The following is a 15,590-nucleotide window of genomic DNA, read 5'->3' as shown; positions in this document are numbered from 1 at the left end:
GGGAAGAAGCTATTTTAGTTTTAATAATTGTTTGATTTGATTTTTTTCTGATATGTATATGATTGTCAAAAATACGATTAACAATGCTATTCCGACACTATAATTTTCTCTAAATTGATAAAATGAAACTAAAGAGAAGCCAATTGAAAGCACCAAATACAGCCCTATTTTTTTTAGATTATATGGAATTGGATAATATTTTCTGCCATAATAATAAGATAGGAGAATCATTAACGCATAAGCCACCAAGGTTGCAATTGCAGAAGCTTTATAGTTATATTCTTTAATAAAAACCATGTTAATAATAAGGGTTACAACGGCGCCAACAATGGATATGTAAGCTCCAAATTTGGTTTTATCGGTTATTTTATACCAAACCGATAGGTTATGATATATACCTAAGCAAAAGTTTGCAATTAATATAATAGGCACCACCCACATGGCTTCCCAATACGCTTCGCTTCGAACGATAAAAATTTTCAAAATATCTGAAAAAACAACTACTGTTAATAAAATAACCGAGCCAATGGCCACAAAAAACTCTAGTATTCTGGCGTAATTTTTTTGAGGGTTTTCGCTTTTGGCATGGCTAAAAAAGAAGGGTTCAATCCCTAATCTGTATGCGGTTGCAAATAATGTCATAAACAACGCAATTTTGTAGCAAGCCGAATACATGCCTATTTTGGTTTCAGCAATATCGGGTGGTAATAATTCTTTCAATAAAATTCTATCAAAAGTTTCATTTATAGAAAATGCAACGCCCGCAATTAAAACGGGGTACGCATAGCGAAACATTTTTTTCCACAACGCAGCATTAAACACGTATTTAACTTTGGCATAAAACGAGAGCATTAGTATTAGGGTTACTGCACTGGCAACCAAGTTTGCTATAAATATATAACTGATTTCGAAATTTGGTTTATATATACTTTCAAATAAAGATCCATTTGTTGCCAAATTTTTTAAAGCTAGTAAAAAGAACAGGTTTAATACTAAATTAATAGTAACATTAAGTATTTTAATAATGGCATAACGCATGGGTTGCTGTGTTGCCCTTAACCAAGCAAAAGGGATAATTACCAAGGCGTCTAATAATAAAATCCAAATAACCAGATTGATGTATTTTGCATCTATGTCAATAAATGAAGCGATTTGGTTTTGTAACAATAATGCCAATATAAAAAACCCTATTGACGATATTATTAAAGACATTGCAGATGTACCGATAACACTGTTTTTATCTTCTTCTTTGTTAAAGAATCTAAAAAAAGCGGTTTCCATTCCGTAGGCTAAAATAACATTGAAAATAACAAAGTATGAAAAAATAATATTGACTCTACCGTATTCTGCTACCGAAGATAGCACGCCATCTGTAGTGTAAAGAGGCACCAACAAAAAGCTTAACATTCTGGGTAGCACTGTGGCTAATCCGTAAATAAATGTTTGTTTAAAAAGTGATTTGAGTGCGCTCAACTATGGATTATTTAAGGGCTAAAAATACGTTTTTAGCTAACGTAAACCAAAGATATATTATTGCGGTGTTGCACTTGGGTAAGACCACGTAGGTTTAATTATAGTTTTAAGCTTTTTACTTTTTTAACAAGGTAAAATAAAATGTACTGCCTTTTCCAACTTCACTTTCAACCCAAATTTCACCTTTATAATGGCTAATAATTTTTTTAACTATAGATAATCCAATACCCGAGTTGGAGCCGGTGTTATGTAACTTATTAAATGCTTTAAAAATACGCTCAAAGTATTCGGCTTTAATACCAGCACCGTTATCTTGTACATAAAACTTATAATGGTTGTCTTTGTTGGTACAGCCTATATTAATTACTCCTTTGGGTTTATTGTTGTAATTAATAGCGTTAGTTATTAAGTTTTGAAACACTTGCCTAAAACGCCAGTTGTTTCCTATTAAATTGGGTAAAGTGTTTTGTATATTTATGGTAATATGATCTGGTACAAAAATGGTTTTTATAACCTCGTTAACAAGCTGGTTTAAATTTACCTTAATTTCCTGAGATTCTAACCTATCAATAGTAGAGTAATCTAAAATGCCTTTAATTAATAAGTCCATTTTTTCTACATTAGAAAGTACCATTTTAAAGTTATCTAGCACTTTTGGCGATAATTGTTCTTTATTTTCGTCTAAAAACCAACTCACTAAGGTATGTACATTGGTTAATGGTGCTTTTAAATCGTGCGAAACTGCATGGGCATACTCATTAAGTTGCTTGTTTTTTTCAGACAAGTCCAAAAGCAATTCTTCTTTCTTCCTTTCTTGTTCTTGAATATGTTCTTCGTTTTCTTTGCGCTTAATTACATTAACCAACATGTTGGCGTAAACAAACAATATTTCTTTTTCGTTATTAGTATAAGTATTTAACTTTTTAACCGAATCAAAACCAATAAAACCAATAAGTTCGTTATTATTAATTTTTGGTATGGTAATTAAGCTTTTAACGCCTTGAGGCTCTAATATAGCACGCAAACCAAACTCACCATCTCTAGGTAATAGGCTTACATTTTCTACATAAAAGGGTTCGTTTTTTTTATGGGCATCCAACCATTGTGGTATATGGCTTAAAGGAACATCTTGTAGGTTATGTATTTCGGGCTTTATACCATTGGCGCACCACTCGTAAGAGTTTGATGTTGTGTTATTGTTAAAATTATAAGAAAATATGTAACTGCGATCTGCCCCTACAAACTGGCCAATTTGCTTTAAAGAGGTGTTAATTAAATGGTCTATGTCTGATAAATCGGAATTAATATACGTTGTAGAAATTTGAATTAATAATTCCTGAAAACGCATTTGGCGCTCTATAATTGTAGCTTTTCCCAAAGGTGGTCTTAATGTTTATTACAAATTTACTGAATTTTTTTTAAAACAATACTTGTTTACAAGCACTTACAAGTATTTAAAAAAAGCTTAAAACTACTGCAAATACTAGATTTTTGAAAAATATAAATGTGTAAACCAAAAATGTGCGAAACTAAATAACGGTTTTTAAACACTTAATAATCAAATAGTTATTTTATTTATTAATATATTTTTAGTATTTTTAAGAGTTACTAAATTCCTCATAATCTAGCCTTGGCTTCCTCTTCAAAAAATATGGTAACACTTTTTATTTAAACAAATTTATAATTATGGGAAAGTACAAAATAGGGAAAGACATTGGAAAATTGACGGTGCGCCTTCAACAGGTAGAGGAAAAAGTAGCTTACACAGCAAACAATGTGCAATCGGGTAATACTACTAATTCTGGATGCAAGTGTAGGGGAGTATCGGATAGCGAACTTTATGAAAGCCTTGAAGATGCCGCACCAAATAGCAAGGTATTCGAGATTCTAAAAAACTTGGTGATTGATGCAGGAGAAGTTACAATACGGGAATTGTTTGCCTGTACCGTAGAAGATGTTGGGCATAAAGCAGCAAATGCAATAGCACTAGCAAAAGAAATAGGGTTTCTCGCTTTAAGCAATGACAAATGCTGCCACGAGGTAGATGATGTGCTGAAGAATGATTACTGTAAGAGCAAGACTGGAAAATGGTGTAGCCTTGTAAAAAAACACGGGCTTAAACGTTGCACACTGGCAAGCGATAAGTGTTGATAAAAACCAAACAGCAATAAAAAACCTCTCATTAAATGTTAATGAAAGGTTTATAATATTGTAATTTAAAAAATCGTGCTTTAATTATTCAAAGCCTCTGCACCACCAACAATTTCTAGGATTTCGTTGGTAATTGCTGCTTGTCGTGCTTTGTTGTAAGTTAATTTAAGCTGGTCTCTTAACTCTGTGGCATTATCTGTTGCTTTGTGCATTGCCGTCATTCTTGCACCGTGCTCAGAAGCAAAAGAGTCTCTAATACCTTTATACAATTGTGTTTTTAATGACTTAGGGATAAGCTGTTCTACAATTTCGGCTTTTGAGGGCTCAAAAATATAATCGGTACTGGTATTTACATCGCCTTCAATGGGGAGTATTGGCAAAAATTGCTCGGTTATTACAATTTGAGTCGCCGCATTTTTAAATTTATTGTAAACAATTTCGATTTTATCGAACTCACCCGAAACAAATTTATCCATCAAAGTTTCAGCTATTTCTGAAACATTATTGAAAGTTAAATCATCAAAAACCTCGCTTTTATTAGCAATAACCAGGTTTTGCTTTGTAAAGGCATCATTGGCCTTTTTACCTATAGCGAATACAGATACGCTTTTATCTGCATAAACATTAGTTATTAGGTTTTGGGTTTGTTTTATAATGTTAGAGTTAAACGCTCCGCACAGTCCTCTGTTTGAAGTAATGGCAACAACCAATACTTTATTGACATCGCGCTGGGTTGAAAATTTACTTCCGGAATTTGCATCTAAAGTCGCACTTAGAGTTTGTAAAAGCTCGGTTAATTTATCTGCATACGGACGCATTGCGGTAATAGCATCTTGCGCTTTCTTTAACTTTGCAGCCGATACCATTTTCATGGCACTGGTAATCTGCATGGTTGAAGATACCGATGATATTCTGTTACGTATTTCTTTTAGATTTGCCATTCTATTTTTGTCATTCCTGCGAAGGCAGGAATCTATTTTAATTGAACTTCAAAACATGAGATTCCTGCCTTCGCAGGAATGACAACTATGCTCTATACTTCCCTGATAAATCTTTAGCTACAGCGGTTAATGTATCTGTAACTTCATCAGTTAATTTACCTGCCTTTAAAGTATCTAAAACATCTCTGTGTTTTGCGTTTAAGAATTCAATATAATCGCGCTCGAATTCTTTTACTTTTTCAACAGGAACATCTTTCAATAAGTTTTTAGACCCCGCGTAAATAATGGCTACTTGGTCTTCAACTGTGAACGGATCGTTTTGTGCTTGTTTTAAAATCTCAACGTTACGCTTACCTTTTTCGATTACGTTTAAAGTAACGGCATCTAAATCAGACCCAAACTTAGCGAAAGCTTCTAACTCGCGGAATTGCGCTTGATCTAATTTTAGTGTACCAGATACCTTTTTCATGGATTTTATCTGTGCGTTACCACCAACACGCGATACCGATATACCTACGTTAATTGCCGGACGAACACCAGAGTTAAATAAATCTCCATCCAAGAAAATCTGCCCATCGGTAATAGAAATTACGTTTGTTGGAATATATGCCGATACGTCTCCTGCCTGTGTTTCAATAATTGGTAATGCTGTTAACGAACCTCCACCTTTTACCATGGGCTTTAAGCTATCTGGTAAATCGTTCATTTCTTTAGCAATAGCATCATCATTAATTATTTTTGCAGAACGCTCTAGTAAACGCGAGTGCAGATAGAAAACGTCTCCTGGATACGCCTCACGTCCTGGTGGGCGACGTAATAATAAAGACACCTCGCGGTAAGCTACTGCTTGTTTAGATAAATCATCATAAATAATTAAGGCTGGACGCCCCGTATCTCTAAAATACTCTCCAATTGCAGCTCCTGCCATAGGTGCATATACTTGCATTGGTGCAGGATCTGATGCGTTTGCTGCCACTATTGTTGTGTAAGCCAATGCTCCTCTTTCTTCCAGAACCTTGGCAATGTTTGCTACCGTAGATGCTTTTTGGCCTACTGCAACATATATACAATATACAGGCTCGCCTGCATCGTAAAATTCTTTTTGATTTAAAATGGTATCGATACAAACGGTTGTTTTACCTGTTTGCCTATCGCCAATAACCAACTCACGCTGCCCTCTACCTACGGGTATCATGGCGTCGATGGATTTTATACCTGTTTGCAATGGTTCGGTAACTGGCTCACGATAGATAACGCCAGGGGCTTTACGCTCTAATGGCATTTGGTATGTTTCGCCAGTTATTGGGCCTTTACCGTCTATTGGTAAACCAAGTGTATCTACAACACGACCAACAATACCTTCGCCTACATTAATAGATGCGATACGTCCTGTACGCTTAACCGTGGATCCTTCTACAACGGCTTTAGAGTGCCCTAGTAATACAATACCTACGTTATCTTCTTCTAGATTAAGGATAATGCCTTCAAGACCGCCTTCAAATTCTGCTAACTCACCGTATTGGGCGTTAGATAATCCGTAAGCACGTACAATACCATCACCTACTGTTAATACGGTTCCTACTTCGTCTAGTGAAGCGCCTGCTTCAAAACCTGAAAGTTGTTGTTTTAAGATTGCTGATATTTCAGCTGGTTTTACTTCTGCCATCTTTATTAATTTGGAATTCAGAACTCAGTATCCTGAATTATTTTAATTTAACGTAAATTCTCTTTTTAGTTGGTTGAGTTTATTTGAAATGCTCGCATCGTACTGAACATCTCCTACCCTTAACACAAAACCACCTATAATGCTTTGATCTACAATATTTTCTATTTCTGCACTTTTTCCGGTTAGTTCTTTTACTTTAGCCAGTACTTTGGTTTTTAATTGATCGGTTAAAGCGACCGCAGTAGTAACCGTTGCCAACTGCATTCCTCTTTGTGCGTCGTATAACTTTATGTATTCTAAGGCTACAGACTCTAATAAAGCTAAGCGCTTATTGGCCGTTAAGATATCTATTAAATTAACCGATAGTGCATTAGCCTTTTTAAAAATTTCCAATAAAGCCGATTTCTTTATAGCTGCACCAACAACGGGACTTTTAAGCATATTGCTTAAGTCTTTGTTTTGTGCGATGGTTTTAGCAAAGAGCTTCATGTCTTTACATACAGTTTCTGCTGTATTCGAATCGTTTGCTAAACTTAAAACCGCTTTTGCATAGCGTATTGCTGCTCTTGCTCCTGCCATAGTTTCCTGTGCTATTAATAATCTTTAAGTTGTTTTAAATGGTTAAAACGTTAAAAGGCTATGTTTTTTGGTTATATACTTAATTAAATTTCGCTTCGCTCAACATGGTGTTCACTAATGCTAGTTGCTTGTCTTTGTTAGACAATTCTTGCTGCATTACTTTTTCAGACATTTCTATAGAAATACTGGCCACATGGCTCTTTAATTCGGCCAAGGCTGCTTTTTTCTCAATTACAATTGCTTCTTGAGCTTGCGCGATCATGGAATCTACTTGTGCCTGAGCCTCTTCTTTTGCTGTTGCGATCATGTTGTCTTTCATTTCGCGGGCTTCTTTTAATATGCCATCTCTTTCTATGCGGGCTTCTTGAAGTAGTTTCTCGTTTGATGCAGTAAGATTCTCCATCTCTAATTTTGCTTTCTCTGCAGAATCTAAGGCGTTTTGTATGCCTTCTTCTCTAGATTGTAGAGCATCTAAAATTGGTTTCCATGCAAATTTTCTCATTAATACTATTAATATTACTAAGATAGCAGCTTGCATAGCAAATAATCCTACCGAAAAATCGTTTAATAAAGTTTCCATACTATATAGATTACTAAAATTCTTTTTTTGTTTAATTTAAAACAGTTTCTGCAACCAACCGTTGCAGAAAACTGCTTCATTTTTTCTAGGAAATTCTTATTTCCCTAAGATTAACGCACCGAATGCCAAACCTTCCAATAAGGCTCCGATGATAATCATCGCTGTTTGAATTTTTCCAGCTGCTTCTGGTTGGCGAGCAATACTTTCCATTGCTTTTGATCCAATTTGACCTAGACCATAACCTCCACCGATTACGATTAATCCTGCTCCAATTAAATTGTACATACTAATTTGGTTTTATAAATATTAATTAAACAAATTCTTCTTTGTTGTACCTGCAGGATTTTTTACGTCCTATGGTATTAATTTTATTTAGTGTGCTTCGTGGTGCTCTTCAACAGCCATGCCAATAAACAGAGACGATAGCATTGTAAAGATAAAGGCCTGTAAAAAGGCTACCAAAATCTCGATAAGCATAATAAATAACGCCAACACTAACGACATTCCCGTGGACACCACCGGCCCAAAAGAGGCTTTAAGGGTAACCATTAACGCTATTAAGCTCATTACTATAAAGTGACCTGCGGTTATGTTCGCAAATAAACGCAACAATAACGAAAACGGCTTGATCAAAACAAAGCCTACCAACTCTATAACTGCTAAAATGGGCCTTAAAACATGCGGTACACCAGGCATCCATAAGGTGTGCGCCCAAAAATATTTTGTGCCGCTTACCAAATATATAACCATAGTAAAAATGGCTAGACAAGCTGTTACGGCTATTTGGCCGGTTACGTTAAAACCTAGTGGCGTTAACCCTAACATATTTAAAATCCAGATAAAGAAAAACACGGTTAACAAAAAGCCCATAAATTTACGGTACTTTTTCTCGCCAATATTTGGACGTGCAATTTCGTCGCGAACATAAATAACCAAAGGCTCTAATACTCTTGAGAACCCTTTTGGGATGGTTTTTCCTTTTTTATATCCGCGCGCTAGCGCTCCGAAGCCCAATAGCATAAGCAAGCCTGTTAACAACATACCAAAAACACTTTTTGTAATAGAAAAATCGATTACTTTTTTAGCATTTGTTGGGTGCTTGTCTGCATCAAAATTAAGCGCTGTTGCAGCATCGTCCAATTCGTAAATTTTAGAATGGTATTTTACCAGTTTTGTATCGCCAGCTTCGACAATTACTTTTCCGTAATCGTCATGATGAAAAGCTGAAGACATAAATGTTTTCAACCCATTGCTGGTCCAGACAATAACTGGCAGTGGGAAACCGTAATGAACACCGGTTTTATTATTGGTAAACAAATGAAAGTCGTGTGCATCTTTAAGGTGATGTGCTATATATGCTCCTATCTCGTCTGGCGAATCTATTAAATTATTTTCAACAGTTTCATCTTGAGCTAGTGCTGTAAAAGATGTTAATGCCAAAACGAATGCTACTAAAAACTTGATAGATTTTTTTGCTACCACCATATCTTTTCTAACTAATAATAATTATGCTATCCAAAAATTTTGTGCAAATGTAAGCAATAATTTAAAAAACCAAACCCCTTTTTTATTTAACTTTTTTAGTTTTTGGCAAATTCGAGAAAAGATTAGAACAATATATTAACTATTTGCTATTTAACAACTTTGCTACTGCAATAGCTTCGGTAATTAAAAAAACAAACAAAGGCACCACCAGTGCTATGCGCTCTGGCATAGTTAATGCATCGTTTTCAAAAACAGCGGTTTTAAATATTAACAAGAATATCCCTATTTTAAAACACATAAGCACCAAATAGGCGTTTCCCGCTTGGGTGGGCAGGTTTTCGGCAACAAATTCTACTGTTGCATAAATTATAGCAACCGCAATAACATGAAACAGATACACATGAAATAATGAAAAGCTTAAATCTGTACTTATAAGGGTATTATGTATGGAGTAGCTTAACACAAACAGCAACAATAGCACTGCGAGCATTATTAAAATACGTTTAGTCATCAGAATCTTTATTTGTTAGTTTTAATACTTGATATATCACCGAAAATATAGCCATGAAAACCGCTATTAGAGATACTATTTTGAAGTATAATTGATTGCTATTGTTAAATTTTACATCTAGCCACTCGCCTAATTTACTACCTAAATATATGGTTAAACCCATTTGAATGGCCATAGATGTAAAACGGATGTACTTATTAGGCGTTTTTTTTGGTTTCGGGCTGTTTTTGTTCTTGTGGGCCACTTTTGCTGGTTTCTTTTACAGTGCCTTTCATAGCACAGGTTACATTAAATGTTGCCCCGGGCTCAACCGCTAGTTTGCCTACAATTACCTCGCCTTCTATGTGGGCGGCGGTTTTTAATGTAAGTGTACCTGATAAGGCTAGTTTTCCTGAGAACTTCCCTTCAAAATAAGCATCGGTGCCTTGCAGGGTGCCTTTTATAAAACCAGCTTTTCCCACAACTACTTTTCCTGTGGTTTTTATGTTGCCTTCTATAATCCCATCTACTCTAAAATCGCCTTCGCTATTAAAGTCGCCAACAATTTTAGTGCCTTGAGATATAATGTTTTGATTGGATGTTCCTTCTACCATATTTTTATCTTTTTTATTATCAGAGAACATAATGTTTAAATTTAGTTATTATTGAGGCTTAAATATGTGTCTAGATTTTTATGAATTTGAACGATTTGATAGTTTGCCGATGATATTGCAAAATAGGGCTTGTTAATTTGTTTTTGGTCTGCTTTGGTTAATAATTGATCGAATGTTTTTGCAAGTTGAGCATTTTTTAAACCATGCACTATAACAAGCTTTACGCTTGGGCTGTAAACATCAACCGATGTTTTTAGTTTATGATATTTTATGTTTTTTATAATGGTGTCCAAGTTTTTTTTAAAACCGCTAACCTGTTCTAATTCGGCTTTTTCAAATTTATAAACAACCTTAAAATGGGTTGAGCTATCGTTTGTTGCTTCAACAAAATCTGTACTAGCCAATTTTGGTAAAATCTCAGATTCTATCTTTTGCGCCTGCTTGCCCTGGTCTGTATTTGCAAAGGTTATGGCTACGTAATTAATGGCTTTTTTATAAGCGTTAAAGCCTAATAACCTACCTGTTGCAGTGGCTTTTAAAAGTTCTAATTTAGGCACAATGGGGTCGCCATCAAAAGCATTGATATAGGTTTCGCATTTTGATATAACGTCTGAATATTCTTGATTTTCGTGTTGTGCATATAAGGTTTCATATATAAACTCAGGGCTATTTTTGTCTTTTAAATCGGCTAGGTCGGGGTTGTTCAAGATAGACGCGTAACGCGATTCTGGGTACTGGGTAATAATCTCGTTTTTAGCGATTGATGCTTCGTCGTTTTCGCCTAATAATTCATAAATCTTATATAAATTATATTTTGTTGGCAATATTAATCGTTGCTCCGGATTGCTATTTAATAAACTTTGGAACTTGTTTTTTGATAAATTATATGCAGCAAATTTTTCTTTGTAAATAAGTCCTAATTGATAATAGGCGAAATTGCGTTCTTTTGAAATGCTGTCGATCACTTTTTCTTCGGAAGGAATTTTAGATATATAATACTGCGGATTAAAGCGTTCTTCATCTGAAGCTAAATCTGCAATATTAATATCTGGCCCCTTGTTACCTGATTTTGAAGTTGTTTTGTTGGACCATCGCCAGTTATCTTCTAAAACCCTGTCGCCCCATATTTTAATAAACTCGTTTTTACCATAAGCTACCGTGGTTGGATTGTAAAAATAAAACAAAGTTGCTTGGTTTGGTTTTGCGCTATTTTGTATTTGCCCACCAATTTTATTGTTTACCATTGCCAATCCGGTGTTGCGCGCTGCGGTACCGGCTTTTTCTTTTTCTTCTTCGTCTTTAGCTTTTAAAGTTTCTACAAAAGACTCGAAATATTCCAATCGTTCGGTTTCAGAGAAGTTTACCAATTGCAAAACACTGTCGTTTACACGGGCTATGTTTTCGTAATAGATAACGTCGTCTAAATTATCGCGTTTTCGTTTTGTAACACGGTATGGTTTAGAGTTTAACACCAAATTGGCCATGGTGCTATCGTAATAACTACCTGCGGTTTCGTACATGGATGTATCAAAATTCATGTCGCCAAGGGTTTGGTAGTTTTTTGCTCTTAAAAGCTTGTCTTGCGAGTTTGTGCGCAGCGATTTGTTGTAATAGTTCACTGCCAAAGAATCGGATTCATTAATTAAATGATACTCGGCAATTTGATGGTAAATCTTATCTAAATAAGGTCTGTTTTCTCGGTTTTCTTCAAGTGCTGTGAGGTGTTCTAAAAGTGCCCGTTTATCGCCATTTTCGTAATCGAAATTTTTTATTTTTTCAATATGGGCGCTTATCAAATAAATTCGAGGTGTTTTTCTATTAAGCTCGATTACTTTATCGAAAGCTATATTTGCGCTGTCTTTAAAACCCAATTTGTTATAGAGTTGCCCTTGTATAAAGCGGTATCGCCCGCGCTCGTCGTTGCTTTTTGTAGCATTTGCGGCAATTGTTAATTGTGTAATGGCGCTATCAACAGATTTGGTGTTTAAATAGGCCTGGGCCAAAATAGAAGTGGCATCGGCCAAGTCTTGGTCTTCAAGCTCTTCTTCGTATAATAATCGCTTTAGTTTTTTTATGGCAACTTCATTGTTTTCTAAGCGGATATTTGCTTTTTCGCGCCAAATTTTAACTTGATTTATTTTATCGCTGGTTGGGTATTTATTGAGAATATTGTTGAAAGCAGCAAGTGCCGGCACAAAACGCTGATCGAAATACCGTGCTTTTCCCAGCAGCAAATATGCTTCGTCTATTTGCGGATTTTTTTCTTTGCCCTTAATATTAATGCTGTGTTTTTGAATGGCTTTTACCGCTTTTTCTTCGGCTCTATTAAAGTTCTCGTTTTTAAATTGCCCTGGCAACACAACTTCTTCTTGAATTTGCATGCGCTCTATGGGCAGAATATCCCAATAATTATCGGCGTAGCTTTCGTTTAAAGTATTTCTGCCCGCTTCTAAAGCCAGATAACCGTTGTAAAGCGCATTAAATTCGGCAGTAACGGCGTGGTAGTTTCGGCTAACAAAGTTGTCTTTTTTTCTTGAGCAACCCGTTATTAAAACAACAGAACATGTTATAGCTAATATGGCTTTAATTGGCGTTTTCAAAAGGCAGGTTTTTAGTCTATTAGATAACTGAAAAGTACGGTTATTATTATTTAGAAAGTTCAAAACAAAAGAAAAAATAAATGCACTTGTTCTTTAATCTTATCACTAACAGTCGCAAAAATAAACATCTTTTTGGACTTAACGTCTTATTAGCGAAACGAAATGGCTTGTTAAACACAAAGCAAATGCCAAAAACCAATGCTTGTTTTAATTAAAAACCAGCGGTTTTTGCCGCATAAGGTAACCATATAAAATTATTACCTTTGATCTATTCTATAAACTTATTTTAGGAGTTCTCATATTTGATACACTATAACATTTATAACACCGTTAATAAGCTGCCAAACTCTTGGGATGCCCTTGCAGAACACGATATATTTTTAAATACCGCATTTTTAAAAGGGCTAGAGCGATCTTTACCAAGCAATATTACATCGTACTATTTGGGTGTTTTTAAAGCCGAAAAATTAGTTGGCATTGCCATTATAAAACGTGTGGAAATGTATGCCGACGATATTTTTAGAAACCACAAAAACAGCATAATTAAGCAATTAGCCAAACAATTGGTTTCTAAAATTATTAGGGGAAATGCACTAATTGTTGGTAGTTTAATGCATACGGGGCAACACGGAATTTATTTTAATGCACTTGAGATATCGCAAAGCGAATTTTTAAACCAACTAAAAAAAGCACTACAACATTTAAGGGCTAAAATTAAATCTGATTTCAATAAAAAAATACGCATTATAGCCTTTAAGGATTATTTTGAAAACGATGCCATACATAATAGCGCAGAGTTTTTTAAAACCAACAATTTATATAAAGTACAGGTACAGCCCAATATGGTGCTTTCGGTTTTAGACGGTTGGAAAACCCCAGAAGATTACGTATTGTCTTTTAACAAAAAATACAAAAGACGTTACAAAACAGCCCGGAAAAAGGCATCAAGTTTAAAGTGCAAAGCACTGAACGAAGCTTATATTAAAGCACATTCTGAAACTCTTTTTGAGTTATACGAAACAGTTTCGGACCATGCGGGCGTTAATTCGTTTAAACTTCACAAAAGCCATTTTTATAATTTAAAACTTAGTTTAGGCGAAAAATTTAAGGTTTTTGGTTTCTTTTTAAACGAACAATTAGTTGGTTTTTACACCTTGATTTTAAATAACGACATTTTAGAAACCTACTTTTTAGGCTATAATAAAAGCCTACAGCGCAAGCATCAAATGTATTTAAACATGCTGTACAATATGGCTTTTTATGGTATTGAAAATAGCTTTAAAACCATTGTTTATGCCAGAACCGCCATGGAAATTAAAAGCTCCATTGGCGCAAAACCCAAAACCATGTATGTGTATTTAAAGCACACCAATAGTTTTATAGCCAACACCGTTTTAAAATGTATTGTAAAATACATGAACCCGATAAGAAAATGGGAGGAACGGCATCCGTTTAAACCAGACTCGACCTAGTAGTACAGCCCATTTTCTAAAATAGACTTTACCGCTTTTTTTTCGTGTGAAACTAATTTATTGTAAGCCTCTTCACTAAGATTAGATTTAACCCCAACATACTTCAATTCAAAAGATTTTAAAATTTCATTAAAAATTAACTTCACTCTTTCTAGGTGGTAATCTGATGTGATAACGGTTAAACGCACCTGGTTTAATGCTTTAACAATAGGCTTTATTTTAACGGCATCATCAACCGTGTTTGATGATAACGCGAAATCTAAAAACGCATGCCGCAAAACCCCGTTTTTAATTAAATAAGCTTTACAATATTGAGCATGGGGTTTATTGGATGTGTTAAATTGATCGCCCCAACCGCCAGTACAAAGCACAAGGTTTTCTTTTGCAAAGATACTTGCACAATGGTTTAACCTGCTTTTAGAAATTACACTTAACTTACCATCAGGAGAATTTGGAGCACCTAAAACAATTAAAACGTTTTTTTTCATAAGTTAAACAAACAGAAAAGAGGCTCTCTTATAAGGTAATTATCGTTATTAATATAAATGTCTTGCCAACATTATAATTAAATTACTCTTTTTTAAGACAGCCTCTTGGTTTTTATAAAAATGTTATTCGTTTTTCTTTTTAGCATTTTTCATGGCTTCACCAATTTGGTTGCTCGCTGCAAAACTAGCCACCATATCATTAAGCATATTGCTACCGGCCTGCGGTGCATTGGGTAAAAGAATTAAATTACTGTTGGTTTCTTCGCCTAGGGATTGCAGAGTATCGTAGTGCTGCGTAACCACAATTAATGCCGATGCTTCTTGGCTGTTAATGCCCACACGGTTTAAAACCTCTACCGATTCTTCTAAACCACGGGCAATCTCGCGCCGTTGATCTGCAATACCTTGACCCTGCAAACGTTTGCTTTCGGCTTCTGCTTTTGCTTTTTCAACTATTAAAATACGGGCTGCATCGCCTTCAAACTGGGCTGCTATTTTTTCGCGCTCTGAAGCGTTAATTCTATTCATCGCTTCTTTTACTTGGGCATCCGGATCTATATCGGTTACCAATGTTTTAATAATATCGAAACCATAATCTACCATAGCATCGTTTAATTCGGCTTTTACAGCTAAGGCGATATCGTCTTTTTTAACAAACACATCATCCAATTTCATTTTTGGCACTTCGGCACGCACCACGTCAAATACATAACTTGTTATTTGGTCGTGCGGATAATCGAGTTTATAAAATGCATCATAAACTTTGTCTTTTATCACTTTGTATTGTACCGATACTTTAAGGCGCACAAAAACATCGTCCAAAGTTTTGGTTTCTATTATAACATCGAGCTGCTGGATTTTTAGGCTTAAACGGCCGGCAATTCTATCGACTAACGGTATTTTTAGCTGTAAACCCGATTGGCGAATACTTTGAAATTTACCAAAGCGCTCAATAATTACGGCGGTTTGCTGTTTAACAATAAAAAATGCAGAGATTAATATGATTAATCCGAAAAGAATAATGGGAATAAAAAATAAATTGTTCATGGAA

The 15,590-nt window shown here is 35.1% G+C and carries 16 protein-coding genes; 2 read left to right on the top strand and 14 right to left on the bottom strand.

Translation table 11 applies throughout. The annotated features are described in order from the left end of the window. Positions 1–9: 9 nt before the first annotated feature. Both ACFSQS_RS12230 and ACFSQS_RS12225 read right to left on the bottom strand, forming a co-directional pair. Positions 10–1,473, bottom strand: coding sequence for an oligosaccharide flippase family protein (locus ACFSQS_RS12230; RefSeq protein WP_388019219.1), 1,464 nt, complete (start codon positions 1,471–1,473; stop codon positions 10–12). Between the two features lie 115 nt (positions 1,474–1,588). Continuing rightward, a complete protein-coding gene (locus tag ACFSQS_RS12225; protein ID WP_388019216.1) occupies positions 1,589–2,851 on the bottom strand; it encodes a GAF domain-containing sensor histidine kinase in 1,263 nt (420 codons plus the stop codon). 308 nt (positions 2,852–3,159) lie between these two features. Here ACFSQS_RS12225 and ACFSQS_RS12220 point away from each other — a divergent pair, with 308 nt between their 5' ends. Then, positions 3,160–3,624, top strand: a complete 465-nt coding sequence (locus ACFSQS_RS12220) for a hypothetical protein (protein WP_388019213.1) — start codon at positions 3,160–3,162, stop codon at positions 3,622–3,624. Between the two features lie 80 nt (positions 3,625–3,704). Here ACFSQS_RS12220 and atpG read toward each other — a convergent pair whose 3' ends face one another. From atpG to porW, 10 genes are all read right to left on the bottom strand, one after another. Further along, positions 3,705–4,565 (bottom strand): ATP synthase F1 subunit gamma, encoded by an 861-nt coding sequence (gene atpG / locus ACFSQS_RS12215; protein WP_388019210.1) that lies wholly within the window; start codon positions 4,563–4,565, stop codon positions 3,705–3,707. Positions 4,566–4,650: 85 nt separating this feature from the next. After that, on the bottom strand, positions 4,651–6,231 hold the full coding sequence (gene atpA, locus ACFSQS_RS12210; RefSeq protein ID WP_388019207.1) for a F0F1 ATP synthase subunit alpha: 1,581 nt from the start codon (positions 6,229–6,231) through the stop codon (positions 4,651–4,653). A 42-nt stretch (positions 6,232–6,273) separates the two neighbouring features. Then, positions 6,274–6,810 carry an ATP synthase F1 subunit delta gene (gene atpH, locus ACFSQS_RS12205; protein ID WP_388019204.1) on the bottom strand — a complete coding sequence of 179 codons (537 nt, stop codon included), beginning with the start codon at positions 6,808–6,810 and terminating at the stop codon, positions 6,274–6,276. Positions 6,811–6,889: 79 nt separating this feature from the next. After that, positions 6,890–7,390 (bottom strand): F0F1 ATP synthase subunit B, encoded by a 501-nt coding sequence (locus tag ACFSQS_RS12200; protein WP_388019201.1) that lies wholly within the window; start codon positions 7,388–7,390, stop codon positions 6,890–6,892. Positions 7,391–7,486: 96 nt separating this feature from the next. Then, positions 7,487–7,675: an ATP synthase F0 subunit C gene (gene atpE, locus ACFSQS_RS12195; protein WP_376892778.1), complete on the bottom strand. Its 189-nt coding sequence runs from the start codon at positions 7,673–7,675 to the stop codon at positions 7,487–7,489. 87 nt (positions 7,676–7,762) lie between these two features. Further along, the gene (gene atpB, locus ACFSQS_RS12190; RefSeq protein WP_388019197.1) at positions 7,763–8,875 is read right to left on the bottom strand and encodes a F0F1 ATP synthase subunit A; all 1,113 of its coding nucleotides are present in this window, start codon (positions 8,873–8,875) and stop codon (positions 7,763–7,765) included. A gap of 139 nt (positions 8,876–9,014) precedes the next feature. Then, positions 9,015–9,386, bottom strand: coding sequence for a DUF6168 family protein (locus ACFSQS_RS12185; protein WP_388019194.1), 372 nt, complete (start codon positions 9,384–9,386; stop codon positions 9,015–9,017). Further along, the gene (locus tag ACFSQS_RS12180) at positions 9,379–9,630 is read right to left on the bottom strand and encodes an AtpZ/AtpI family protein (RefSeq protein WP_388019191.1); all 252 of its coding nucleotides are present in this window, start codon (positions 9,628–9,630) and stop codon (positions 9,379–9,381) included. Before ACFSQS_RS12180 ends, ACFSQS_RS12185 begins: the two co-directional genes overlap by 8 nt. Beyond that, the gene (locus tag ACFSQS_RS12175) at positions 9,584–10,009 is read right to left on the bottom strand and encodes a bactofilin family protein (RefSeq protein ID WP_388019188.1); all 426 of its coding nucleotides are present in this window, start codon (positions 10,007–10,009) and stop codon (positions 9,584–9,586) included. The genes ACFSQS_RS12180 and ACFSQS_RS12175 overlap by 47 nt, the downstream gene beginning before the upstream one ends. Before the next feature lie 11 nt (positions 10,010–10,020). Next, positions 10,021–12,579 (bottom strand): type IX secretion system periplasmic lipoprotein PorW/SprE, encoded by a 2,559-nt coding sequence (gene porW / locus ACFSQS_RS12170; RefSeq protein ID WP_388019185.1) that lies wholly within the window; start codon positions 12,577–12,579, stop codon positions 10,021–10,023. Between the two features lie 302 nt (positions 12,580–12,881). Between porW and ACFSQS_RS12165 the strand changes: the two genes are divergently transcribed. After that, positions 12,882–14,051 (top strand): GNAT family N-acetyltransferase, encoded by a 1,170-nt coding sequence (locus ACFSQS_RS12165; RefSeq protein ID WP_388019182.1) that lies wholly within the window; start codon positions 12,882–12,884, stop codon positions 14,049–14,051. Here ACFSQS_RS12165 and ACFSQS_RS12160 read toward each other — a convergent pair. Next, positions 14,048–14,539: a YdcF family protein gene (locus ACFSQS_RS12160; RefSeq protein WP_388019179.1), complete on the bottom strand. Its 492-nt coding sequence runs from the start codon at positions 14,537–14,539 to the stop codon at positions 14,048–14,050. The two genes, ACFSQS_RS12165 and ACFSQS_RS12160, sit on opposite strands and share 4 nt — an antisense overlap. Before the next feature lie 123 nt (positions 14,540–14,662). Beyond that, positions 14,663–15,586, bottom strand: coding sequence for an SPFH domain-containing protein (locus ACFSQS_RS12155; RefSeq protein WP_388019176.1), 924 nt, complete (start codon positions 15,584–15,586; stop codon positions 14,663–14,665). Positions 15,587–15,590: the final 4 nt, after the last annotated feature.

Source organism: Gelatiniphilus marinus (assembly GCF_042684345.1).
Taxonomy (GTDB): domain Bacteria; phylum Bacteroidota; class Bacteroidia; order Flavobacteriales; family Flavobacteriaceae; genus Gelatiniphilus; species Gelatiniphilus marinus.
The sequence above is the reverse complement of the archived record's forward strand: the minus strand, read 5'-3'. Positions and strand labels throughout refer to the sequence as shown.